Here is a 23310-nt window from a genome sequence, read left to right as displayed (position 1 = left end):
TTTCAGGGGTATACGCCGAGTCGATAGGCTTCGGCCACCTCCCGGAGCACCTCGCACACCCACTGCGCCGGCAGGCTCTGTGCCAGGGCGGCATTGCGGCAGATCCCCACCGAGCCGCCCGGTTCGCGCACGCCCAGGTCGAGTTCGGCAAGTTCGCCCCGCCCGAGGTCGATCAGCACGGCGTCGCGCGGGGCCACCCAGACCGCCTCGCTGCCCAGCACGTAGCGCCTGCTCAAGGCTAGCGACAGGGTTTCCAGGCGTTGTGCCGGCAGCGGGATGGCGCATTGCACGAACAAGCTGTCGGCGTGCTGGCGAATGGTCGTGCCGGGCGGTGGCAGCACCAATGGATAGGTACCGACCTGCCTGTGGTCAATAGGCTGGGCCGCCAGCAGTGGATGCCCGGGTCGCACCACCAGGGTCATCGACTCGCTGTACAAATGCTCGAACGACAGCCCCTGGATCTGCGGGCTGTCGGTCATGCGACCGATCACCAGTTCCAGCTCGCCAAGGTGCAACTGCCCAAGCAGCTGGGCGCTGGCCCCGGTCACCACGCTGATGACCAATGCCTCGTGCTGCTGGTGCAGGCGGCACAGCACCTCGGGCATCAGCAGCCCTTCGACTGTCGACAGCACGCCAATACGCACCTGCGACGGCGCCCGAGCCTCACCGCGCAAACTGCCGACCCCGTCACGCAGCGCCTGCACGCTGGGGCCGGCATAGCGCATGAAACGGGTACCGGCCGGGGTCAAGGCGGCGCCTTGGTGGCTGCGCTCGAACAGGCGAGCTTCCAGCAGATCCTCCAGCTCCTTGAGGGTCTTGGAGATCGCTGGCTGGCTGATCGCCAGCACGTCGGCGGCCCTGGCCAGGCTGCCCTGTCGGGCAATCTCCAGGAAGCACAGCAGGTGGCGGAACTTGATGCGGGTATCGAGGTTCATGCCCGGCAGTGTATCCGCGCGGGCCAGACCTGCAACGTCTGGTTGCTCCGTTCGAGCATCAGCTACGGGCCAGTTCGACTTCGCCGCCGCGCAGGCGCACCGTCCACACCCGCAAGGCCTGTGTCGGGTCCTCCAGGCAGCGCCCGTCGTGCAGGCAAAAATGCTGCTTGTAGAGCGGCGCCGCGACTACCAGTTCGCCCTGCAGACTGGCCACCAGCCCGCGCCCGATGATATTGGCGCCGGAGCGCGGATCACGGTTTTCCAGCGCGTAGACCTGTCGATCCCGCCCCGGCAGGTAGAACAGCGCGACCTGCTCGCCTGCATGCCACACTACCACCCCGGAGTCGGCGACCAGGTCACTGGCCTGGCACACCGCCTGCCAGCGGGTTTCACTTGCTACAGCCGTGTTGGACAGGTTCATCACATTGTCTCCTCATGGGTGGGAATCAGCTGCAGGGGCGCCGCCGGCCGGCGTTGGCCGCGCTCGCGCACGAAGTGCACATCCGGATCGGCGCGTTGGTCATTGACGAAGGTGCGGAAGCGCTTGAGCTTTTCCGGGTCGCCCAATGCGTTGGCCCATTCGCATTCGTAGCGGTCGACCACCTGCTGCATCTGCGTCTCGAGTTCGCGGGCCAGGCCCAGGCTGTCGTCGATCACCACCTGCTTGAGGTAGTCGAGCCCGCCTTCGAGGCCCTCGCGCCACACCGAGGTGCGCTGCAGTTTGTCGGCGGTGCGGATGTAGAACATCAGCACACGGTCGATCAGGCGTACCAGGGTCTCGTCGTCCAGGTCGGTGGCGAACAGTTCGGCGTGGCGCGGGCGCATGCCGCCGTTGCCGCACACGTACAGGTTCCAGCCCTTGTCGGTGGCAATCACGCCGATGTCCTTGCTTTGCGCCTCGGCGCATTCGCGGGTGCAGCCAGACACCGCGAACTTGAGCTTGTGCGGCGCGCGCAGGCCCTTGTAGCGGTCCTCCAGGCGCAAGGCCATGGCCACGCTGTCCTGCACGCCATAGCGGCACCAGGTGCTGCCGACGCAGGATTTCACCGTCCGTGTCGACTTGCCGTAGGCGTGCCCGGTCTCGAAGCCGGCGGCGATCAGCTCGCCCCAGATCAGCGGCAGCTCGTGCAACTGGGCACCGAACAGGTCGATGCGCTGGCCGCCGGTGATCTTGGTATAGAGGTCGTACTTCTTTGCCACCTGGCCGATCACGATGAGTTTTTCCGGGGTGATCTCGCCGCCGGGAATGCGCGGCACCACCGAGTAGCTGCCGTTCTTCTGCATGTTGGCCATGAAGGTGTCGTTGGTGTCCTGCAGCGGCACCAGCGCCGGGTCCATGATCGGCTGGTTCCAGCACGAGGCGAGGATGTTGCCCACCGCCGGCTTGCAGATGGCGCACCCCACGTGGCCTTTGCCATGGCGTTCGAGCAGCTCGCTGAAAGTGCGGATACCCTCCACCCGCACCAGCCCGTAGAGCTCCTGACGGGTGTAGGCAAAGTGTTCGCAAAGGCTCTTGTCGACGGTCACGCCGCGGGCGGTCAGTTCGTGCTCGAACACTTGCTTGAGCAGCGCCGCGCAACCGCCGCAACCGCTGGCCGCCCTGGTGCAGGATTTGACGCTGGCGAGGTCGCTGCAGCCACCGTCGATGGCGGCGCACACCGCGCCTTTGCTGACGTTGTGGCACGAGCAGATGGTCGCGCTGTCGGGCAAGGCATCGGCGCCTAGCGCCGGTGCGCCGCTGCCCTGGGGCAGAATCAGCGCGGCCGGGTCGGCCGGTAGCTTGATGCCGTTCTGGGCGTATTGCAGCAGGGTGTCGTAGTAGCTGTTGTCACCCACCAGTACCGCGCCAAGCACACGCTTGCCGTTGGCATCGACCACCAGGCGCCGGTATGAGGCGCTGGCCTCGTCGATGAAGCGGTAGCTGCGCGCGCCCGGCGTGACGCCCTGGGCATCGCCGATGGAGCCGACGTCCACACCCAGCAGCTTGAGCTTGGTCGACATGTCGGCGCCGCTGAATTCGCCCGCCGACTCGCCCATCACCAGGGCAGCCAGGTTACGCGCCATGGCGTATCCCGGAGCGACCAGGCCGAACACACTGCCGTTCCACGAAGCGCATTCGCCAATGGCGAAGATGCGTGGGTCGCTGGAGCGGCACTGACTGTCGATCACCACGCCGCCGCGAGGGGCGATCTCCAGGCCGCAGGCGCGGCCCAGGGCATCCTGCGGGCGAATGCCGGCGGAAAACACGATCAGGTCGGTTTCCAGGTGTTCGCCGCCATCGAAGTTCATGCGGTAGCGGTAGTGTTCGCCAGCGCTGATCGACTGGGTGGCGCGGGCCAGGTGCACGCCCACGCCCAGCGCCTCGATGCGCGCCTTGAGCGCCGCGCCGCCCTCGCCATCCAGTTGGACCGGCATCAGGCGCGGTGCGAACTCCACCACATGCGCTTGCAGGCCTAGCGACTTGAGGGCGTTGGCGGCTTCGAGGCCGAGCAGGCCGCCGCCGACCACCACCCCACGGCGGGCGCTGCCGGCGGCGGCTCGGATCGCATCGAGGTCTTCAAGGGTGCGATAGACCAGGCGCGCATTGCCGCTGGACCCTTCGATGGGCGGCACGAACGGGTAGGAACCGGTGGCCAGGATCAACTGGTCGTAGCCGAGGCGGCCTTCGGCGGTGATCACTTCCTGGCGTTCGCGATCGATGTCCAGTACCGCCTCGCCCAGGTGCAGGTGCACGCCGTTACTCGCATAGTAGTCGCGGTCGCACAGGGCCAGGGTTTCGGCGCAACTGCCGGTGAAATATTCCGAGAGGTGCACCCGGTCATAGGCGCGCTGACGCTCCTCGGCGAATACGTGCAGTTCGAAGCGCGCCAAGGCGCCGCGCTCGATCAGTTGCTCGACGCAGTGATGGCCGACCATGCCGTTGCCGACGATGACCAGTCGCGCTCGTTGTGCTTCGTTCGCTGTTGCCTGCATAGCCGATCCTCGATCACGGAAAAACGAAAAAGGCGCCTGGAGCCGAAGCTCCAGGCGCCTTTGCCTGTACTCATCAGTGTGAGGCCCCTGTCGACCGCCGTTGGTCGTTGGGGCTGTTGTGCATCGGTTGAAGCAGGGAATGTGCCAGGCTCCCGGTCATCGCGGGGCAAGCCCGCTCCCAAGAGGGTTGCAGCGTGCCACGAGACCTTTGGGCATGAGTTGGCCATGTGATGCGGTCGCACAAACAGGGTGCAGCCTCACCACCGTGGTGCATCAATACACATCTCGCCGGTAGCGCTTGTCCCGCGCCAACCCCTCGACGTACGCCGCTGCCATGGTCTTGCCCAGGCCACCATGTTCCGCCACGAGCTGGCGCAAGGCCGCGTCCACGTCCCGGGCCATAAACCGGGCATCGCCACAGACATACACATGCGCGCCGTCCTGCAACCAGCGCCACAGCTCGGCGCCGTGCTCCAGCAGGCGGTGCTGCACATAGACCTTTTGCGGCTGGTCACGCGAGAACGCGGTGCTCAGACGCACATGCCCGCTGGCCTCCCAGGCCTGCATTTGTTCGCGGTAATAGAAGTCGCAGGCGGCATGCTGCTCACCGAAGAACAGCCAGTTGCGCCCCTTGGCCCCACGTACCTCGCGCTCTTCAAGGAAGGCGCGGAAGGGGGCGATACCGGTACCAGGGCCGATCATGACGATGGGCACCCCGTCGTCCTCGGGCAGGCGGAAGTGCTTCGATGGCTGGGCAAATATCCCCACCTCCAGCGCCGCTGCCCGGTCCGCGAGGAAGCTCGAACAGACGCCCTTGCGCTCGCCATGGCGCACGATGGACACGGTCAGGTGCACCTGGCCGGGATGAGCCCGGGGGCTGGAGCTGATCGAGTACAGGCGCGGCTGCAAGGGTTTGAGCAGCGACAACCAGTTGCCCAGCGGCAAGGCCTGGGGGTGTTCGCGCAGCACGTCGGCCAGCTGGCGGCCCCACAACCATTCCTTGAGTTCGTCCTTGCACTCTGGCAGCAGCAGGCGTTGCAGGTCGGGAGCGTGCTGGCTGAAGGTTTCGAGCTGCTGGCGGCTGACCTGGGTGATGTCCAGGTGCCGCTCCAGCGCGGTTCGCAGGGGCATTGGGGCATGGCCCTCGAGTTCGATCTCGGTTTGGCCTTCCAGCTGCATCAGCGTGAGCAGCTCGTCGACCAGATCCGGGCAATTGCGCGGCCATACGCCCAGGGCATCGCCAGGTTGATAGCGCAGGTCGCTACCGGACAGGTCGAAGACCAGTTGGCGAGTCTCCTTGGTTGAACCCGGGCCGCTGAGCAGGCGGTTTTCCCGCAAGGTGGCAGGCCAGGGCTGCTGTTTGCCGCGGACGGTGACTGGCGCGGCGGCGGTGGTCGCCGGGGCACCGCCAAGCTCGGACAACAGGGCATCGAGCCAAGCGCCGAAGGCCGCCTCGCAATCCGGCTCGCAGTCGACCCGATCCAGCAGGCGCTGGGCGCCCAGGTCGGCCAGGCGTTGGTCGAGCTTGCGGCCGAAGCCGCAGAACTGGTCGTAGCTTGAATCGCCCAAGGCCAGCACGGCGTAAGGGAGGGTGGCGCAACTGGCGCCTTCGTCGTCCAGCAGCGCCCGCCAGAACGCGGTGCCGCTGTCCGGCGCATCGCCGTCGCCGAAGGTGCTGGCGATCAGCAGCAGGCTGGCGGCACCTCGCAGTTGGGATGGGCGCACCGCCTCCATGCAACTGAGCGCGACCACCAGCCCCGCGTCGCGCAGGCGCTGGGCGCAGCGTTCGGCGAGCTGTTCGCTATTGCCGGTCTGCGAGGCCCACAGCACGTGGTGGCGAGGGCTCAAGAGCGCTGCTTGAGATGCCGGTGTGGGCGGGGCGTACAGGCTAGCCAGCAGGCCGTCGATGAACAGGCGTCGCCCCGGCGCCAGGGGCGCATTGGGCGGGAGGGAGGGCACGCCATCGCTGTGGGCCTGGCTCAGGCCGAGCAGGAAACCTTGCAGGTAATGGCGCTCGTCCTCGGCCAGGACTGGCGCCGGCAACGACTCCAGGCCGAGCAGCCGGGCCAGGGTGGCGGTGGGCAGGGTGATGGGCTCCGAGGCACGCGTCAGTTCGAGGACATCGATGCGCTCGCCAGCGACCCTTTCCAAGGCCACGGCACAATGCTTTAAGGCCGGTTGCAGCGAGGTTGGGTCCACCGCGTCGCAGGTCACCGCGTTGATTGCCAGTTGCTCGCCGTACAGATCGTTCCAGTGAAACGGAGCGAAACAGTTGCCCGGCAGCACTCGCTCGCTGAGCCGCGCCGGCAGTACGGCCTGGCCACGGCGCGAGCGGATCGCCACCTGGTCCTTTGGCGCGATGCCCAGGCGCCGGGCGTCGTCGGGATGGATCTCGACGAAGGGGCCGGGCTCCAGCTTGTTCAGGCTGGGTACCTGGCCGGTCTTGGTCAGCGTGTGCCACTGGTGCTGGACGCGGCCGGTGTTGAGCACGAAGGGGAAGGCATCTTCGGGCAGCTCCGCCGGCGGCAGCCAGGGGCGGGCGAAGAACCGCGCCTTGCCGGTGTGCGTCGGAAACACCGGCGTCTGTGGGGCGTCTGGCGCGACATAGCGCAGCGGGCTGCGAGTGTCCTTGCGCCCCGGCGCGCTTGGCCACTGCCGCGGGCCCTGGCGCAGGTCGCTATAGTCGATGCCGCGCAGGTCGTAACCGGTGTCCGGATTGTGGAAGCGGCGGATCTCATCGAACACCGCTTCGGCGTCGGGGTAGTCGAAGGCGTGCGCATAACCCATGGCACAGGCGACGCGCGCGATCAGGCGCCAGTCCTCGAGGCTTTCGCCGGGCGCCTCGACGGCGCGGGGCATCAAGGTCAGGTTACGCTCGCTGTTGATCATCACCCCCTCGCTCTCGGCCCACAGTGCCGCCGGCAGCAGGATGTCGGCGTAGCGGTTGGTCTCGGTGTCGAGGAAGGCGTCCTGGCTGATCACCAGTTGTGCCTGGCGCAGGCCGTCGATCACCTGCTGGCGGTTGGCGACGCTGGCCACCGGGTTGCTGCAGATGATCCAACAGGCTTTTACCTTGCCCTGCTTGAGTTGCTCGAACAGCGCCACGGTGCCTTCGCCTCCTTCACTGCGCAGGGTGCCGGGGGGCAGTTGCCATTGCGCTTCGACGAAGGCGCGGTCGGCCGCCACCTGCGCCGAACGCTGGCCCGGTAGGCCCGGTCCCATGTAACCCATCTCGCGGCCGCCCATGGCATTGGGTTGGCCGGTCAGCGAGAACGGCCCGCTGCCGGGTCGGCAGATGGCGCCGGTGGCCAGGTGCAGGTTGCACAGAGCATTGCTATGCCAGGTGCCGTGGATGCTCTGGTTCAGGCCCATGGTCCAGCAGCTCATCCATTCGCCCGCCGCGCCGATCAGGCGGGCGGCTTCGTGGATATCGGCCTCGGCCAGCCCGGTGATGGCCGCGACGCGTGCGGGGGTGTAGTCCTCGAGAAACGCCGGCAGTACCTCCCAGCCTTCGGTGTGGCGCGCGATGAAGTCCGCGTCGGTATGGCCATTGGCGTGCAGCAGGTGCAGCAGGCCATTGAGCAGGGCCAGGTCGGTACCCGGGCGCAGTTGCAGGAACAGGTCGGCCTTGTCGGCGGTGGCGCTGCGCCGGGGGTCGACGACGATCAACCTGGCACCGGCCTTGAGCCGGTCGAGCAGGCGCAGGAACAGGATCGGGTGACAGTCGGCCATGTTCGCGCCGATCACCAGGAACACCTCGGCGCGCTCGAAATCCTGGTAGCTGCCGGGCGGGCCGTCGGCGCCAAGCGATTGCTTGTAGCCGCTACCGGCGCTAGCCATGCACAGGCGTGAGTTGGACTCGATATGGCGGGTGCGGATGAAACCCTTGGCCAGTTTGTTGGCCAGGTACTGTGCCTCCAGCGACATCTGCCCGGAGACATAGAGGGCTACGGCATCGGCGCCGTGGGTGTCGATGATCGTGCGCAGGCGCCTGGCCGTCTCGGCGATGGCGGTCTCCAGCGGGCGACGGGCTGGTTGCTGGCTGCGCTGGTCACGGACGAAAGCGTGGGCCATGCGCCCGACCTCCAACGGCACATGGGCGGTCAACCCCTTGGTGCACAGGCGCCCGAAGTTGCTGGGGTGCTGCTTGTCGCCGCTGACCTTGACCACCTTGCCCCCCTTCACGTGCATGACGATGCCGCACCCGACCCCGCAATACGGGCAAACACTGCGCACTTCACTGCCGCTCATCACGATCTCCTGCTGACTAAACGACAAAGGCGCCGGCTGCCCGGCCTGCAAGTGGCAAGCGGGGCAACACGGCGCCTTCGTCGTGGAGAGAGAACCATCGGCGTTGATGGCCTCGATGCCGTGCAAACAGCAAATCCCGGGCCATTTCATGCAGGGCGCGGTGTTGCTGTGAGAGTGGGCTCGCCCGGCGTGGGACGCGCACCGATATGGGGAGCTGCGCACCAGCGGATGGCATCGGTCGAACTATGGCTATATGATTCGCATACGTTTCATATATAGGTAACCGCACATGGGTATCGTCAAGATCGCCGACGAACTCCACGAAGACCTGCGCGTAGCCAGCGCCGCGCTGTCGCGCTCGATCAACGCCCAGGCCGAGCACTGGATCCGTATCGGCATGCTGGCCGAGTTGCACCCGCAGGCCACCTACCAGGAACTGCTGCGCCAGTTGCTGCGCCAGGAGCAGGCCAATCTCAAGGAGCTGCTGCAATGAGCAAGGTCATCCTCAAGGACCCCGCCCAGCTCGAATTGATGCGCCGTGCCGGCCAGTTGCTGGCCCGGGTGTTCGCCGACCTCGACGGTTTCATCCGCCCCGGCGTGACCACCATGCAGATCAACGACCGCGCCGAGGCCTTCATCGTCCAGACCCTCAAGGCGCGGCCGGCGAGCAAGGGCCAATACGGTTTTCCCTTTGCCCTGAACACATCGGTGGACCATGTGGTCTGCCATGGCATGCCCAAGGCCGATGAGGTGTTGAAGGAGGGTTCGATCGTCAACGTCGACATCACCCTGGAGCAGGGCGGCTATATCGCCGATTCGTCGAAGATGTACAGCATCGGCCAGATCGGCGAAGAGGCCCGACGGCTGGTGGACACTACCTATGCTGCGCTGTGGAAAGGCATCGAGCAGGTGCGCCCTGGCGCGACCCTCGGTGACATCGGCCACGCCATCCAGGCCCACGCCGAGGCCGCCGGCTACAGCGTGGTGCGCGAATATTGCGGGCACGGCATCGGCACGCAGATGCACGAGGCGCCGGAGGTGCTGCACTACGGCCAGCGTGGCACGGGTATGAAGCTGCAACCGGGAATGGTGTTCACCATAGAGCCGATGATCAACCAGGGAGGGCGTGGGACCCGCGGTTTGCGCGATGGCTGGACGGTGATTACCCGTGACCGGAGCCTGTCGGCGCAATGGGAGCACACCGTGGCGGTGACGCAGAGCGGCGTCGAGGTGCTGACCTTGCGCGAGGAGGAACGCGTGGCGCAGGGCGATGGGCGAACGTCCCTCGGAGCCATGGTCTAGGCTGAAACCTACCGGTACCGGCCCACGCCCTACTACAAATGCCGGCCCGGCAACCATTGGAGTCCCTGGGAGGTGCGCCATGAGCCTGCTGCTCGAACCCTACACCCTGCGTCAGTTGACCCTGCCCAACCGTATCGCCGTTTCCCCCATGTGTCAGTACTCCGCCGTCGACGGCCTGGCCAATGACTGGCACCTGGTTCACCTGGGCAGCCGCGCTGTCGGTGGCGCCGGCCTGGTGATCAGTGAAGCGGTCGCGGTCACCGCCGATGGACGCATCACAGCAGAAGACCTCGGCCTGTGGAGCGACGAGCAGATCCCCGCGTTGCAGCGCATCACCCGCTTCATCACCGCCCAGGGCGCTGTTCCCGGCATCCAGCTGGCCCACGCCGGACGCAAGGCCAGCACCCACAGGCCGTGGCTGGGCAAGCACGGCAGCGTCAAGCTCGAAGACGGCGGCTGGCAGCCGGTAGGGCCCTCCAGGATTGCCTTCGACCCCGAGCACACCGTCCCCCATGAACTGAGCAAGGACGAGATCCAGCAGGTCGTCGACGCGTTCGTTGCCGCCACCGAGCGGGCCTTGAAGGCCGGCTTCAAGGTGGTCGAGATCCACGCCGCCCACGGCTACCTGCTGCACCAGTTCCTCTCGCCGCTGAGCAACCAGCGCCGCGACGAGTACGGCAGCTGCTTTGAAAACCGTATCCGCCTGACCTTGCAGGTTGTCGAAGCGGTGCGCCAGGCCTGGCCACAGGAGCTGCCGCTGTTGGTGCGGGTGTCGGCCACCGACTGGGTGGAGGATGGCTGGAACCCGGACGAGACCGTGGAGCTGGCCCGCCGGCTGCGCGCCCTGGGTGTCGATCTGATCGACGTGTCGTCGGGAGGGACCTCGGTCAACGCAGAGATCCCCACCGGCCCCGGCTACCAGACCCGTTTCGCCGAGCGGGTGCGCAAGGAGTCGGAGATCGCCACCGGCACCGTCGGCATGATCACCGAGCCAGCCCAGGCCGAGCATATCCTGCGTACCGGCCAGGCCGATGTGATCTTCCTTGCCCGCGAACTGTTGCGCGACCCTTACTGGCCATTGCACGCCGACGACGACCTGGGCGGCAACAAGGCGACCTGGCCGGCGCAATACCAACGCGCGACAAGCCGGGCCAACCCGATCCACGAATCGGACTTGCGCGACTGACTCAGCTGCAGGCGGCTTGGCTGAGGATGTCGCTGACCCACTGGTTGATGCTCTTCTGCGCCAGCTCGGCCTTGGCCGCCACGCTGGCGTGGAGAGTAGGCTCCAGGCGCAGGCTGAGTTTGCCGGAGTAGGTTTTCTGCGGTTCACGCCCCAGGCGCCGACAGGTTTCGAGGTAGTCGTCGACAGCTTCCTCGAACGCCTGGCGCAATTCACTGATCGACTCGCCATGGAAGCCGATCACGTCGCGGATCCCGGCGACATGGCCGATCAGCAACTGGTCTTCGTCACTGTATTCAATGCGCGCCGAGTAGCCGCGGTAATTCATCACATTCATGGTGTAACTCCTGCCTGCTCCAGGAACTGGCGGGCATCGCGCACCTGATAGGGTTTGGCGTGCCGATCGGGGTGAGGGCGATGAAAGGTCGCAACCTCACCGTTGAGTTCGAAGCGCACACGCGAGCCTCTACCCTCGACAACCCGGGCACCGAGCGAGACCAGCAGGGATTCCAGGCGCGACCAGTCCAGCGTTCGGGGAACGAGCTTGTTGAAGACAAGTTCGAGTAACGCACGTTGACTATTCATGGTATCAGTCTGTGATACCAGCGCCATTTAACTCAATAGATCGGCGGTAGGGTGTAGTTCAGGCAATAGGTAGGAAAAATCGCGTTGCTTTGCAGGAAAAAAGCCGGTGAGTGTTTCCCCCACCGGCTAGTCGTGCATCAGTGCTTGAACATCACATGGCGCACACAGGTGTAGTCCTCCAACCCGTACATCGACATGTCCTTGCCATAGCCGGAATGCTTCTGCCCGCCGTGCGGCATCTCGCTGACCAGCATGAAATGCGTGTTGACCCAGGTGCAGCCATATTGCAGCCGTGCGGCGAGGCGGTGGGCGCGTCCGCTGTCACGGGTCCACACCGACGAGGCCAGGCCGTACTCCGAGTCGTTGGCCCATTCCAGCGCCTGGGCTTCGTCGCTGAAGCGGGTGACCGACACCACCGGGCCGAATACCTCGTGGCGGACGATTTCGTCGTCCTGCAGCGCATCGGCCAGCACGGTCGGTGCGAAGAAGAAGCCATCACCGGGCAGTGCCTTGCCACCGGTGACCAGGCGAATGTGCGGCTGGGCGATGGCACGGTTCACCAGGCCGGCGACCTTGTCGCGATGCTGGGCGCTGATCAACGGGCCGAGTTCGGTGTCGGCCGCCTGCTGCGGGCCTGGCTTGATGCTCGCAACCGCCGCGCCCAGGCGTTCGACGAAGCGTTCGTAGATGCCGTCCTGCACGTACAGCCGGCAGGCGGCGGTGCAGTCCTGCCCTGCGTTGTAGAAGCCGAAGGTGCGGATGCCGTCGATGGCCGCGTCGAGGTCGGCATCGTCGAATACCAGCACCGGCGCCTTGCCGCCCAGTTCCATGTGCATGCGCTTCACGCTGTCGGCGGTGGCGCCAATGATGTGCGCGCCGGTGGGGATGGAGCCGGTCAGCGACACCATGCGCACCTTGGCATGGGTGACCAGTGGGGTGCCGACGGTCTGGCCACGGCCGAAAAGGATATTGAGCACGCCGGCCGGCAGCAGCTCACGGACCAGCTCGCCAAGGCGCAGGGCCGTCAGCGGGGTCAACTCCGATGGCTTGATGACCACGGTGTTGCCGGCAGCCAACGCGGGGGCGATCTTCCAGGCCAGCATCATCAGCGGGTAATTCCACGGCGCGATGGAGGCGACCACGCCCAGCGGGTCGCGGCGGATCATCGAGGTGTGCCCGGGCAGGTACTCGCCCGCCGCCAGGCCACCCAGGCAGCGTGCCGCGCCGGCGAAGTAGCGGAACACGTCGGCAATGGCCGGGATCTCGTCGCCGAGCGCCGCGGCATAGGGCTTGCCGCAGTTGTCCGACTCCAGCCGGGCCAGTTCCTCGGCGTGTCGTTCGATGACCTCGGCAATCGCCAGCAAAGCGCTGGCGCGTTCCTTCGGGGTGGTCTGCGACCAGTGCTGGAAGGCTTGGTCGGCGGCGCGCACGGCGGTGTCTACCTGGGCTTCGGTGGCTTCGTTGATCTGCGCCAGGGCGCTGCCCTTGGCCGGGTCGAGCACGGTCCAGGCCGGGCCTTCGCCGTTCACCAGGTGACCGTTGATCAGCATTCGGGTTTGCATGGAGCGGTTCTCCTTATGGGCCTCGAGCGCACTGCGCCGCAATGACGCTACAGACTAGAAGCGACTGGCCGTACCGACAAACGAGAGTGGGCAACATCTGGATGCAAATGCGTTAAGCGAGGCTTCAGCTTGCCGGCCTACTCTGGGGCCTTCTCAACGTCGAATGTTTGCGAGGTGTGTCAGATGAACACGCGTGGTCTGCTCGATCAGCTCTTGAAAACCGGTCAATCTCTGCTGCAGAACCAGCAGGGCAAGAGCCTCAGCGACAAAGGTTCGGGGAACATTGGCAGCCTGTTGTCTGGTGCCGGCGGTGGCGCATTGGCAGCGGGCGCCATGGGCTTGCTGCTGGGCAACAAGAAGGCCCGCAGGTATGGCGGCAAGGCACTGACCTACGGCGGCCTGGCCGCGCTCGGGGTGCTGGCCTACAAGGCCTATGGCAACTGGCAGGTCCGCCAGGGCGCCGGCGATCAGCAGCCGCAGACGCTGGATCGCCTGCCCCCGGCCCAGGTCGAGCAGCACAGCCAGGCCGTGTTGCGCGCGCTGGTGGCGGCAGCCAAGTCCGACGGCCATATCGATGACCGTGAGCGGGCTCTGATTGAAGGCGAGTTCACTCGCCTGGACAGCGACCGCGAGTTGCAGCAATGGCTGCACGCTGAACTGAACAAGCCGCTGGATCCGGCCGAAGTGGCCCGCGCCGCGCAGACCCCGGAAATGGCTGCCGAGATGTACCTGGCCAGCGTGATGATGGTCGACCAGGAGAACTTCATGGAGCGCGCCTACCTCGACGAACTGGCGCGCCAGCTGCGCCTGGACCCTGCCTTGCGCCTGGAGTTGGAGAACCAGGTCAGGCTTGCCGCGGGTCAATGAGCCTGCAATTGGCCATATCAATGGGCACGGAGGCCTGAGTACAGCAGCATTCAGCCGCAAATACGTAGGACGCCTGGGCTATACTTCGGCGATTTTTCCCGCTCGTATCGAATTCCTGAGGGCTGAATGTGAAGAACTGGACCTTGCGCCAACGGATCCTGGCAAGTTTCGCCGTGATCATCGCCATCATGCTGCTGATGATCGTGGCCGCCTACTCGCGGCTGGTGGCGATCGAGTCCAGCGAGGAGGCGGTAGGGTCCGACAGCATTCCCGGGCTCTACTACAGCTCGATGATCCGCAGCGCCTGGGTCGACAGCTATGTCACCAGCCAGCAACTGGTCGGCTTGTCGAACCACCGCGAGTTCACCACCACCGATGCCGAGTTGTTCAAGAGTTTCGACGACCGTTTGAAGCAGCATATGGCCAGCTACCAGGGCACTATCCGCGACCCGGCCGACCAGGCCGCGTTCGACGATTTCACGCGCCAGGAAGAGGCTTACGTCAAGATTGTCGACCAGGTCCTGGAAACCTATCGCCAGAAGAACTACGCCGAAGCCCAGCGGTTGATCGCCGAGGTGCTGACGCCCGCCTGGAGAGAAGGGCGCCTGCACCTGAACGAAGTGATCGAGCGCAACCGGGAGTCGGCCGACAACGCCACCAATGAAATCGTCAGCGCCGTGGCCACCGCCAAAGGCAGCATGATCGTCTCGCTGCTGCTGGCAATCGTCGCCGCCGGCGTTTGCGGCCTGCTGCTGATGCGCGCGATCACCGCCCCCATGCAGCGCATCGTGCACGCCCTCGACGGCCTGCGTTCGGGCGACCTGAGCATGCGCCTGAGCCTGGACCGCAAGGATGAGTTCGGCGCGATCGAGGGCGGCTTCAACGAAATGGCCGAATCCCTGGCCAATCTGGTGTCGCAGGCCCAGCGTTCGTCGGTGCAGGTGACCACCTCGGTCACCGAGATCGCCGCCACCTCCAAGCAGCAACAGGCCACCGCCACCGAGACGGCCGCCACCACCACCGAGATCGGCGCCACCTCGCGGGAAATCGCCGCGACCTCGCGGGACCTGGTGCGCACCATGACCGAAGTCACCTCGTCGGCCGACCAGGCCTCGAGCCTTGCCGGTGCCGGCCAGCAGGGCCTGGCGCGCATGGAGGAGACCATGCACCAGGTGATGGGCGCCGCCGACCTGGTCAACGCCAAGCTGGCGATCCTCAACGAGAAGGCCAGCAACATCACGCAGATGGTGGTGACCATCGTCAAGGTCGCCGACCAGACCAACCTGCTGTCGCTCAACGCCGCCATCGAGGCGGAAAAAGCCGGTGAGTACGGTCGCGGTTTCGCCGTGGTCGCCACCGAAGTACGCCGCCTTGCCGACCAGACCGCCGTGGCCACCTACGACATCGAACAGATGGTGCGCGAGATCCAGTCCGCAGTGTCGGCCGGGGTGATGGGCATGGACAAGTTCTCCGAGGAGGTGCGCCGCGGCATGTTCGAGGTGCAGCAGGTGGGCGAGCAGCTCAGTCAGATAATCCATCAGGTGCAGGCGCTGGCGCCGCGGGTGCTGATGGTCAACGAGGGCATGCAGGCCCAGGCCACCGGCGCCGAGCAGATCAACCAGGCACTGGCCCAGCTCAGCGATGCCAGTACCCAGACCGTGGAATCGCTGCGCCAGGCCAGTTTCGCCATCGACGAACTGAGCCAGGTAGCCGCCGGGCTGCGTGGCGGTGTTTCGCGGTTCAAAGTCTGACGACGATGAACGAACCGTCCCCTCGCGAGGATCGCGAATCAGCCGGCAAGGGCGTGCTGTACCTGCAATTTCGCATCGCCGACCAGCGCTTCGCCCTGGACGTGCGCGAAGTGATCGAAGTGCTGCCGTGCCGTACCCTCAAGCCCATTGCCCAGTCGCCGGGCTGGGTGGCCGGCGTGCTCGCCCACCGTGGTGTGCTGGTGCCGGTGATCGACCTGTCGGCGCTGAGCTTCGGTGTGCCGGCACAGTCGCGCAGCAGTACGCGGATGGTACTGGTGCACTACCGCGCTGACTCGCGCCGCCCTGACCTGCAGCTGGGGCTTGTCCTGGAGCAGGCTACCGATACGCTGCGCTGTGCCCCCGAGGAATTCCAGCCATACGGCCTGGACAATGCCGACGCGCGCTACCTCGGGCCGGTCCGCCAGGACGCCCGCGGTTTGTTGCAGCGCATCCAGGTGAACGACCTGTTGTCGGACGCGGTGCGTGAGCTGCTGTACCCCGGCGGGCCCGGGCAGGAGCCAGCATGAGCGAGCAACGTTTCTTCCGTTTCCTGCAGGAACGTATCGGGCTGGATGTGGAGTCGGTCGGCGCAGCGATGGTCGAGCGCGCCCTGCGCCAGCGCTGCACGCTCGTGCAGGCTGCGGATCTCGATGACTACTGGCTGCGTTTGCAGCAGTCCGGCGATGAGCAGCAGGCCCTGATCGAGGCGGTCATCGTTCCGGAGACCTGGTTTTTCCGCTACCCAGAATCCTTCACCGCGCTGGCGGGGCTGGCGCACAAGCGTGCGGCAGAACTTGCCGGCGCACGGCCCCTGCGCATCCTCAGCCTGCCGTGCTCGACGGGCGAGGAACCCTACTCGATCGCCATGGCCTTGCTCGACGCTGGCCTGAGCCCGGGCGCTTTCCGCGTCGATGGCATTGATATCAGCCCCAGTTCGGTGGCCAAGGGCGAGCAGGCGCTGTACGGGCGCAACTCCTTTCGCGGCAGCGAGCTGGCCTTTCGCGAGCGGCACTTCAGCCCAAGCGGCGATACCCATCGCCTGGATGAGCGGGTGCGCCAGCAAGTCAGCCTGCAGGCGGGCAACGTGCTCGACCCGGCGCTCAAAGCGCGTGAAGGGCTATACGATTTCGTGTTCTGTCGCAACTTGCTGATCTACTTCGATGTTCCGACCCAGCAGCGGGTGTTCGAGGTACTCAAGCGCCTGATCCACGCCCAGGGCGTGCTGTTCATCGGCCCCGCCGAGGGCAGCCTGCTGGCGCGCCTGGGCATGCGCCCGCTGGGGATTGCCCAGTCATTCGCCTACGTGCGCCAGGATGATGCCCCACGGCCTGTTGCCAAGCCGTTGCCGGTTGCGCGCCAGCCGGTCGCTGCGCCGCTGCCGCCACGTGTCGTGGCACTGCCGCCCCGCGTCGCCAGGTCGAGCGCGGTGCCAGCGACGCCGGTACCGGCGCAAGACGAAGCGCAGTTGCTGGCCCTCATTGCCCGGCAGGCCAATGCCGGTGAAAACCGGCAGGCCAGGGCGGACTGCGAGCGCTATCTGCGCCAGTTCGCCCCCAAGGCGCAGGTCTATTACTGGCTGGGGTTGCTCAGTGACACCGAAGGCGATGCCGCGCAGGCCATCACCCATTATCGCAAGGCGCTCTACCTCGAGCCGCAGCACCCTGAGGCACTGATGCACCTGGCCATGCTGCTGGCTGCGCAGGGGGACGAGGCCGGTGCCCGGCGCCTGCAGGAGCGTGCCGCCCGGGCCGGCAGGGAGTCTGAACGATGAGCGGCGGATACCATATGCAACTGATCGCCAATGACGACCAGCCCATCGACGATTGCTGGAACCGCATCGGCGTGCATGGCGACAAACAGTGCCCGTTGCTGGAGCGGCATGTGCACTGCCGCAATTGCGAGGTGTATGCCGACGCGGCCACGCGCTTGCTGGATCGCTATGCGCTGGTCCAGGACGAACAGGTCGAAACGGCCATCGTGGGGGAATGCGCGGTCGGCCGCTCGATGCTGCTGTTCCGCCTCGGCGAGGAGTGGCTGGCCCTGGCCACCGCCTGCCTTGCCGAGATCGCCCCGGCGCAGCCGGTGCACTCGTTGCCGCACCAGCGCTCGCGGGTGCTGCAGGGGGTCGCCAATGTGCGCGGTGCGCTGGTGCCTTGCCTGTCGCTCGCCGACCTGCTGGGCGTGCCGACGCAGTCGGGCGCGGAGCGCACCGGGCGGAGCATGCCGCGCATGCTGATCCTGGCGGCCGAGGGTGGGCCGGTGGTGGTGCCGGTGGACGAGATCGACGGCATCCATCGTCTTGACCTTGCGGGCCAGGACCACGGCCGCGATGCTGCGCATTTCACCGCCGCCGTGTTGCAGTGGCGAGGGCGCAGTGTGCGAGTGCTGGATGAACAACACCTGATGTCAGCCGTGAAGCGGAGCCTGTCATGACCCCGGAGCAAATGCGCGATGCGTCGCTGCTCGAGCTGTTCAGCCTGGAGGCCGAGGCCCAGACCCAGGTGCTCAGCGCCGGCTTGATGGCGCTGGAGCGCAACCCTGCGCAACCCGACCAGCTCGAGGCCTGCATGCGTGCGGCGCACTCGCTCAAGGGTGCTGCGCGGATTGTCGGTATCGATGCCGGGGTCAGCGTCGCCCACGTCATGGAAGACTGCCTGGTGGCCGCCCAGGAAGGTCGCCTGCTGCTGCGTCCGGAGCATATCGACGCCTTGTTGCAGGGCACTGACCTGTTGATGCGCATCGCGACCCCTGGAGATCAGGGTGGCGACGCCGCCGTGGCGGTGTTCTTGGCACAGATGACAGCACTGCTCGAGCCTTCTGCGCCCGTGCCGGTGATCGCGCAGGCTGGCGTTCCAGGCGCGCCGCCCGCTGCCTTGGCGGCGCGGCCGGAACCCGAGCCAACGCTCCAGGCCCCGCCGGAGCTTGAACCCGAAGCTGAACCCGTGCCAGCCCGCAAGGCCGGCAAGCGCGGTGGTGAGGGGGGCGAGCGGGTCTTGCGGGTGACCGCCGACCGTCTTAACAGCCTGCTGGATCTGTCGAGCAAGTCGCTGGTCGAGACCCAGCGGCTGAAACCCTACCTGGCCACCCTGCAGCGCCTGAAGCGCATGCATGGCCAGGGCATGCGCGGCCTCGATGGCCTGAAGGCCCAGCTGGAAGAGAGCGGGCAGGGGCCGGAGGTGCTGGAAGCGCTGGCCCAGACCCAGCAGTTGCTGGCTGAAACCCAGCAGATCCTCTTGCAGCAGGCGGCCGATCTCGACGAGTTCGGTTGGCAGGCCAGCCAGCGCGCGCAACTGCTGTACGACACGGCGCTGGCCTGTCGCATGCGTCCGTTCGCCGATGTGCTCACCGGCCAGAGCCGGATGGTCCGCGACCTCGGGCGCTCGCTGGGCAAGCCGGTGCGCCTGTTAATCGAGGGCGAGAAGACCCAGGTCGACCGTGACGTGCTGGAAAAGCTCGAGGCGCCGCTGACGCACCTGCTGCGCAACGCGGTCGATCATGGCATCGAACTGCCCGAGCAGCGCCTGCTGGCCGGTAAACCGAGCGAGGGCACCGTGCGCCTGCGCGCCTCGCACCAGGCCGGGCTGCTGATTCTGGAACTGTCCGACGACGGTGCCGGTATCGATCTGCAGCGCTTGCGCGAGAGTATCGTCGAGCGCGCATTGTCGCCGGCCGAGACGGTGGCGCAGATGAGCGAGGCCGAGCTGCTGACCTTCCTGTTCCTGCCGGGGTTCAGCCTGCGCGACACGGTCACCGAAGTGTCCGGGCGCGGTGTCGGCCTGGATGCGGTGCAGCACATGGTCCGTGAGCTGCGCGGCTCCATCGAGTTGACCCAGGTGGCCGGCCAGGGATGTTGCTTCCATGTGGAAGTACCGTTGACCTTGTCGGTGGTTCGCAGCCTGGTCGTCGAGGTGGGCGGCGAGGCCTACGCCTTCCCGCTGGCGCATATCGAGCGCACCGTCGACGTGGCGGCCGAGGCCATCGTGCAGATTGAAGGGCGGCAGCACTTCTGGCACGAAGGGCGACACATCGGCTTGGTGGCCGCCAGCCAGCTGCTCAACCGGCCGGCGGCCCAGGGCGACGAACAGAGCCTGCGGGTGGTGGTGATCCGCGAGCGCGAGCAGCTCTATGGGGTGGCCGTCGAGCGGCTGATCGGCGAGCGGGTGCTGGTGGTGATGCCGCTGGACCCGCGCCTGGGCAAAGTCCAGGACATCTCCGCTGGCGCCTTGCTCGACGACGGTTCGGTGGTGCTGATCGTCGATGTCGAGGACTTGCTGCGCTCGGTGGACAAGCTGCTCAGCACCGGCCGCCTGGAGCGTATCGAGCGCGGTGGGCGGGGCGTCAAGGGTGCGGTGCGCAAGCGCATCCTGGTGGTCGACGACTCGCTCACCGTGCGCGAACTGCAACGCAAGCTGCTGGGTCACCGCGGCTACGAAGTGGCGGTGGCCGTGGATGGCATGGACGGCTGGAACGCGCTGCGCAGCGATGATTTCGACCTGTTGATCACTGACATCGACATGCCGCGCATGGACGGGATCGAGCTGGTCACCCTGGTGCGGCGCGACAACCGCCTGCAATCGTTGCCGGTGATGGTGGTGTCCTATAAGGATCGCGAAGAAGACCGGCGTCGTGGACTGGATGCCGGTGCCGACTATTATTTGGCCAAGGCCAGCTTCCACGACGATGCGTTGCTGGATGCGGTCGAGGAGCTGATCGGAGGTGCCCAGGGATGAGAATCGCCATTGTCAACGACATGCCCATGGCCGTCGAGGCCCTGCGCCGGGCGTTGGCATTCGAGCCCGCGCACCAGGTGATCTGGGTCGCCGGCAACGGCGCCGAGGCGGTGCGCCTGTGCGCCGAGCAGACGCCGGATCTGATCCTCATGGACCTGATCATGCCGGTCATGGACGGCGTGGAGGCGACCCGGCGCATCATGGCCGAAACCCCGTGCGCCATCGTCATCGTCACCGTGGACCGCAAGCAGAATGTGCACCGGGTCTTCGAGGCCATGGGCCATGGCGCCCTGGATGTGGTCGACACCCCGGCATTGGGCGCGGGTGATGCACGCGAGGCGGCCGCGCCACTGTTGCGCAAGATCCTCAACATCGGCTGGCTGATCGGCCAGCAGCGGCCCAGCGCGCCTCGGGCGGTTAGCGTGCCGCTGCGCGAGGCCTCGCAGCGCCGCGCACTGGTCGCCATCGGCTCGTCCGCGGGTGGGCCTGCCGCTTTGGAAGTACTGCTCAAGGGGCTGCCGCGCAGTTTTCCGGCGGCCATCGTGCTGGTCCAGCATGTCGACCAGGTTTTCGCCGCCGGCATGGCCGAGTGGCTCAGCAGCGCCTCCGGCCTGCCGGTGCGCCTGGCCCGCGAGGGTGAGCCGCCACAGCCGGGGCAGGTGCTGCTGGCCGGCACCAACCACCATATCCGCCTCCTTAAGAATGGCGAGCTGGCCTACACTGCCGAGCCCGTCAACGAAATCTACCGCCCCTCGATCGATGTGTTCTTCGAGAGCGTGGCGCGCTGCTGGTCCGGCGATGCGGTGGGCGTGCTGCTCACCGGCATGGGGCGCGACGGCGCCCAGGGCCTGAAACTGATGCGCCAGCAGGGCTTCCTGACCATCGCCCAGGACCAGCAGAGCAGCGCGGTGTACGGCATGCCCAAGGCCGCTGCGGCGATCGACGCTGCGGTGGAAATACGTCCGCTGGAGCGAATCGCCGGACGACTGATGGAAATCTTTCCGAAATGACGATATGTATTGAGTCGCGCCGCGTGGCCGGCAGTGGATGGGTGATTACGCATGAATGATCTACCGATCGAAGGTTTCACGACCATCAACGAAAGTGCGGCGATGGTCCTGCTGGTCGATGATCAGGCCATGATCGGCGAAGCGGTGCGCCGTGGCCTCGCCCACGAAGAGAACATCGACTTCCACTTCTGCGCCGACCCGCACCAGGCGGTGGCCCAGGCCATGCGCATCAAGCCCACGGTAATCCTCCAGGACCTGATCATGCCGGGCCTTGATGGCCTGACCCTGGTGCGCGAATACCGCAACAACCCGGCCACCCAGGACATTCCGATCATCGTCCTGTCGACCAAGGAGGATCCGCTGGTCAAGAGCGCGGCCTTCGCCGCCGGGGCCAACGACTACCTGGTCAAGTTGCCGGATACCATCGAGCTGGTGGCGCGTATCCGCTACCACTCGCGCTCCTACCTCACCCTGTTGCAGCGCGACGAGGCCTACCGCGCGCTGCGCGTAAGCCAGCAGCAGTTGCTCGACACCAACCTGATGCTGCAGCGGCTGATGAACTCGGACGGCCTGACCGGGTTATCCAACCGTCGTCACTTCGACGAATACCTGGAGCTGGAATGGCGCCGGGCGATTCGCGAGCAGCAGCAGTTGTCGCTGTTGATGATCGATGTCGACTATTTCAAGGCGTTCAACGACAGTTTCGGCCACCTGGCCGGCGACGAGGCCCTGCGCCAGGTGGCCGAGGCCATCCGTGGCTGCTGCTCGCGTCCCACCGACCTGCCGGCGCGTTATGGCGGTGAGGAGTTCGCCCTGGTGCTGCCCAACACTTCGCCCGGCGGCGCGCGCCTGGTGGCCGAAAAACTGCGCCAGACCATCATGGGCCTGAAGATCGCCCATACCGTGCCCGAGGCGGCGTCGCACCTGACCGTGAGCATCGGCCTGGCGACCCTGACCCCGAGTGTCGGCAGCCATTGCCGACAGCTGATCTCGGCGGCGGACAAGGGGCTGTACCAGGCCAAGAACAGTGGGCGCAATCAGGTCGGGATCGCCTGAGTCAGTTGCTGAAAGGGCAACGGTGTTTTCTGTGGGAGCCGGCTTGCCGGCGAGAGGCCGCGACAGCAATTGCAAGACTGGAGCCTCACCTGCAAAAGCGTGCTACGACTCATGAAACAGCGTGAATACTGGCCAAAGGCTGCCTGTGCGACCATGAACAACCTTTCACCCAGGAACTTCCGCTCCCAAAGCAGCTCTTATCCCGGTAGCCATTGGTCGCGGCCGCCTGCTAAGCTCGCGGCTTTACCCTGATTGCCCTCATGGCGCATGAACAAGGAAATTACATGAAACAGCATCGTTTGGCGGCCGCGGTTGCCCTGGTAGGCCTGGTCCTCGCCGGTTGCGACGCCCAGACCAGCAGCGTCGAGCTGAAGACCCCAGCACAGAAGGCCTCCTACGGTATCGGCCTGAACATGGGCAAGAGCCTGGCCCAGGAAGGCATGGACGACCTCGACTCGAAAGCCGTCGCCCAAGGCATCGAGGACGCTGTTGGCAAGAAGGAACAGCGCATCAAGGACGAAGAGCTGGTCGAAGCCTTCACCGCCTTGCAGAAGCGCGCCGAAGAACGCCTGACCAAGGCCAGCGAGGAAGCAGCCGCCGCCGGCAAGAAATTCCTTGAGGAAAACGGCAAGAAACCTGGCGTGATCACCACCGCCTCGGGCCTGCAGTATGAAGTGGTGAAAAAGGCCGATGGCCCGCAACCCAAGCCGACCGACGTCGTCACTGTCCACTACGAGGGCAAGCTGACCGACGGCAAGGTATTCGACAGCTCCGTCGAGCGCGGCAGCCCGATCGACCTGCCGGTCAGCGGCGTGATCCCGGGTTGGGTCGAAGGCCTGCAACTGATGCATGTCGGCGAGAAGTACAAGCTGTACATCCCGGCTGAACTGGCCTACGGCGCCCAGAGCCCGAGCCCGCTGATTCCGGCCAACTCGGTCCTGGTGTTCGACCTGGAACTGCTGGCCATCAAAGACCCGGCCAAGGCTGGCGAAGCACCGGCCAAGTAATAGCCGTCGTGTTGCATGAAGACGCCCCGTTTCGACGGGGCGTCGTCGTTTTCAGCAGTGCTTGACGCGAACCGTTGGCGTCATTCACTGTCGCAAGC

19 protein-coding genes are annotated in these 23310 nt (G+C 66.1%); 12 read left to right on the top strand and 7 right to left on the bottom strand.

The window, feature by feature from the left end; genetic code table 11:
* Positions 1-2: 2 nt before the first annotated feature.
* The 4 genes from pcaQ to BMY03_RS02210 form a co-directional block, all read right to left on the bottom strand.
* Positions 3-935, bottom strand: a complete 933-nt coding sequence (pcaQ, locus tag BMY03_RS02225) for a pca operon transcription factor PcaQ (RefSeq protein WP_038705547.1) — start codon at positions 933-935, stop codon at positions 3-5.
* 58 nt (positions 936-993) lie between these two features.
* A complete protein-coding gene (gene nirD / locus BMY03_RS02220) occupies positions 994-1356 on the bottom strand; it encodes a nitrite reductase small subunit NirD (RefSeq protein WP_094010141.1) in 363 nt (120 codons plus the stop codon).
* Entirely contained in the window at positions 1356-3908 is a 2553-nt protein-coding gene (gene nirB / locus BMY03_RS02215; protein ID WP_094010140.1) for a nitrite reductase large subunit NirB, read from the bottom strand. Before nirB ends, nirD begins: the two co-directional genes overlap by 1 nt.
* A gap of 273 nt (positions 3909-4181) precedes the next feature.
* Positions 4182-8159: a bifunctional nitrate reductase/sulfite reductase flavoprotein subunit alpha gene (locus BMY03_RS02210; RefSeq protein ID WP_094010139.1), complete on the bottom strand. Its 3978-nt coding sequence runs from the start codon at positions 8157-8159 to the stop codon at positions 4182-4184.
* A 289-nt stretch (positions 8160-8448) separates the two neighbouring features.
* Here BMY03_RS02210 and BMY03_RS02205 point away from each other — a divergent pair, with 289 nt between their 5' ends.
* The 3 genes from BMY03_RS02205 (at position 8449) to BMY03_RS02195 (ending at position 10647) form a co-directional block, all read left to right on the top strand.
* Positions 8449-8652 (top strand): ParD-like family protein, encoded by a 204-nt coding sequence (locus tag BMY03_RS02205; protein WP_023632596.1) that lies wholly within the window; start codon positions 8449-8451, stop codon positions 8650-8652.
* A complete protein-coding gene (gene map / locus BMY03_RS02200) occupies positions 8649-9461 on the top strand; it encodes a type I methionyl aminopeptidase (RefSeq protein ID WP_094010138.1) in 813 nt (270 codons plus the stop codon). The genes BMY03_RS02205 and map overlap by 4 nt, the downstream gene beginning before the upstream one ends.
* A 79-nt stretch (positions 9462-9540) precedes the next feature.
* The gene (locus BMY03_RS02195; RefSeq protein ID WP_094010137.1) at positions 9541-10647 is read left to right on the top strand and encodes an NADH:flavin oxidoreductase/NADH oxidase; all 1107 of its coding nucleotides are present in this window, start codon (positions 9541-9543) and stop codon (positions 10645-10647) included.
* 1 nt (position 10648) lies between these two features.
* Here BMY03_RS02195 and BMY03_RS02190 read toward each other — a convergent pair whose 3' ends face one another.
* The 3 genes from BMY03_RS02190 to BMY03_RS02180 form a co-directional block, all read right to left on the bottom strand.
* Positions 10649-10981 (bottom strand): type II toxin-antitoxin system HicB family antitoxin, encoded by a 333-nt coding sequence (locus BMY03_RS02190; protein WP_023631076.1) that lies wholly within the window; start codon positions 10979-10981, stop codon positions 10649-10651.
* Positions 10978-11229 carry a type II toxin-antitoxin system HicA family toxin gene (locus tag BMY03_RS02185; RefSeq protein WP_094010357.1) on the bottom strand — a complete coding sequence of 84 codons (252 nt, stop codon included), beginning with the start codon at positions 11227-11229 and terminating at the stop codon, positions 10978-10980. Before BMY03_RS02185 ends, BMY03_RS02190 begins: the two co-directional genes overlap by 4 nt.
* 137 nt (positions 11230-11366) lie before the next feature.
* Positions 11367-12791 (bottom strand): gamma-aminobutyraldehyde dehydrogenase, encoded by a 1425-nt coding sequence (locus tag BMY03_RS02180; protein ID WP_038705552.1) that lies wholly within the window; start codon positions 12789-12791, stop codon positions 11367-11369.
* 183 nt (positions 12792-12974) lie between these two features.
* Between BMY03_RS02180 and BMY03_RS02175 the strand changes: the two genes are divergently transcribed.
* From BMY03_RS02175 to bamJ, 9 genes are all read left to right on the top strand, one after another.
* On the top strand, positions 12975-13658 hold the full coding sequence (locus tag BMY03_RS02175) for a tellurite resistance TerB family protein (RefSeq protein WP_094010136.1): 684 nt from the start codon (positions 12975-12977) through the stop codon (positions 13656-13658).
* A gap of 128 nt (positions 13659-13786) precedes the next feature.
* Positions 13787-15409 (top strand): methyl-accepting chemotaxis protein, encoded by a 1623-nt coding sequence (locus tag BMY03_RS02170; protein ID WP_038705554.1) that lies wholly within the window; start codon positions 13787-13789, stop codon positions 15407-15409.
* Positions 15410-15414: 5 nt separating this feature from the next.
* Positions 15415-15936: a chemotaxis protein CheW gene (locus BMY03_RS02165; protein ID WP_094010135.1), complete on the top strand. Its 522-nt coding sequence runs from the start codon at positions 15415-15417 to the stop codon at positions 15934-15936.
* A complete protein-coding gene (locus BMY03_RS02160) occupies positions 15933-17180 on the top strand; it encodes a CheR family methyltransferase (RefSeq protein ID WP_094010134.1) in 1248 nt (415 codons plus the stop codon). Before BMY03_RS02165 ends, BMY03_RS02160 begins: the two co-directional genes overlap by 4 nt.
* Positions 17177-17842, top strand: a complete 666-nt coding sequence (locus tag BMY03_RS02155) for a chemotaxis protein CheW (RefSeq protein WP_038705556.1) — start codon at positions 17177-17179, stop codon at positions 17840-17842. Before BMY03_RS02160 ends, BMY03_RS02155 begins: the two co-directional genes overlap by 4 nt.
* The gene (locus BMY03_RS02150; RefSeq protein WP_094010133.1) at positions 17839-20139 is read left to right on the top strand and encodes a hybrid sensor histidine kinase/response regulator; all 2301 of its coding nucleotides are present in this window, start codon (positions 17839-17841) and stop codon (positions 20137-20139) included. The genes BMY03_RS02155 and BMY03_RS02150 overlap by 4 nt, the downstream gene beginning before the upstream one ends.
* The gene (gene cheB / locus BMY03_RS02145) at positions 20136-21149 is read left to right on the top strand and encodes a chemotaxis response regulator protein-glutamate methylesterase (protein ID WP_038705558.1); all 1014 of its coding nucleotides are present in this window, start codon (positions 20136-20138) and stop codon (positions 21147-21149) included. Before BMY03_RS02150 ends, cheB begins: the two co-directional genes overlap by 4 nt.
* Before the next feature lie 51 nt (positions 21150-21200).
* On the top strand, positions 21201-22205 hold the full coding sequence (locus tag BMY03_RS02140) for a response regulator (protein WP_038705559.1): 1005 nt from the start codon (positions 21201-21203) through the stop codon (positions 22203-22205).
* Positions 22206-22489: 284 nt separating this feature from the next.
* Positions 22490-23212, top strand: a complete 723-nt coding sequence (bamJ, locus tag BMY03_RS02135) for a BamJ family beta-barrel-assembly machinery protein (RefSeq protein WP_038705560.1) — start codon at positions 22490-22492, stop codon at positions 23210-23212.
* Positions 23213-23310 lie beyond the last annotated feature (98 nt).

This window comes from Pseudomonas soli (genome assembly GCF_900110655.1).
In the GTDB taxonomy this organism is placed as follows: domain Bacteria; phylum Pseudomonadota; class Gammaproteobacteria; order Pseudomonadales; family Pseudomonadaceae; genus Aquipseudomonas; species Aquipseudomonas soli.
The sequence above is the reverse complement of the archived record's forward strand: the minus strand, read 5'-3'. Positions and strand labels throughout refer to the sequence as shown.

Bases quoted from the DNA above. Each gene is read 5' to 3' on its own strand.
- BMY03_RS02140 (WP_038705559.1), top strand. From the start codon at position 21,201: ATGAATGATCTACCGATCGAAGGTTTCACGACCATCAACGAAAGTGCG.
- nirD (WP_094010141.1), bottom strand. From the start codon at position 1,356: ATGAACCTGTCCAACACGGCTGTAGCAAGTGAAACCCGCTGGCAGGCG.
- map (WP_094010138.1), top strand. From the start codon at position 8,649: ATGAGCAAGGTCATCCTCAAGGACCCCGCCCAGCTCGAATTGATGCGC.
- BMY03_RS02210 (WP_094010139.1), bottom strand. From the start codon at position 8,159: ATGAGCGGCAGTGAAGTGCGCAGTGTTTGCCCGTATTGCGGGGTCGGG.
- BMY03_RS02165 (WP_094010135.1), top strand. From the start codon at position 15,415: ATGAACGAACCGTCCCCTCGCGAGGATCGCGAATCAGCCGGCAAGGGC.
- BMY03_RS02190 (WP_023631076.1), bottom strand. From the start codon at position 10,981: ATGAATGTGATGAATTACCGCGGCTACTCGGCGCGCATTGAATACAGT.
- pcaQ (WP_038705547.1), bottom strand. From the start codon at position 935: ATGAACCTCGATACCCGCATCAAGTTCCGCCACCTGCTGTGCTTCCTG.
- BMY03_RS02150 (WP_094010133.1), top strand. From the start codon at position 17,839: ATGACCCCGGAGCAAATGCGCGATGCGTCGCTGCTCGAGCTGTTCAGC.
- BMY03_RS02160 (WP_094010134.1), top strand. From the start codon at position 15,933: ATGAGCGAGCAACGTTTCTTCCGTTTCCTGCAGGAACGTATCGGGCTG.
- BMY03_RS02180 (WP_038705552.1), bottom strand. From the start codon at position 12,791: ATGCAAACCCGAATGCTGATCAACGGTCACCTGGTGAACGGCGAAGGC.
- cheB (WP_038705558.1), top strand. From the start codon at position 20,136: ATGAGAATCGCCATTGTCAACGACATGCCCATGGCCGTCGAGGCCCTG.
- BMY03_RS02155 (WP_038705556.1), top strand. From the start codon at position 17,177: ATGAGCGGCGGATACCATATGCAACTGATCGCCAATGACGACCAGCCC.
- BMY03_RS02175 (WP_094010136.1), top strand. From the start codon at position 12,975: ATGAACACGCGTGGTCTGCTCGATCAGCTCTTGAAAACCGGTCAATCT.
- bamJ (WP_038705560.1), top strand. From the start codon at position 22,490: ATGAAACAGCATCGTTTGGCGGCCGCGGTTGCCCTGGTAGGCCTGGTC.
- BMY03_RS02185 (WP_094010357.1), bottom strand. From the start codon at position 11,229: ATGAATAGTCAACGTGCGTTACTCGAACTTGTCTTCAACAAGCTCGTT.
- BMY03_RS02205 (WP_023632596.1), top strand. From the start codon at position 8,449: ATGGGTATCGTCAAGATCGCCGACGAACTCCACGAAGACCTGCGCGTA.
- BMY03_RS02195 (WP_094010137.1), top strand. From the start codon at position 9,541: ATGAGCCTGCTGCTCGAACCCTACACCCTGCGTCAGTTGACCCTGCCC.
- nirB (WP_094010140.1), bottom strand. From the start codon at position 3,908: ATGCAGGCAACAGCGAACGAAGCACAACGAGCGCGACTGGTCATCGTC.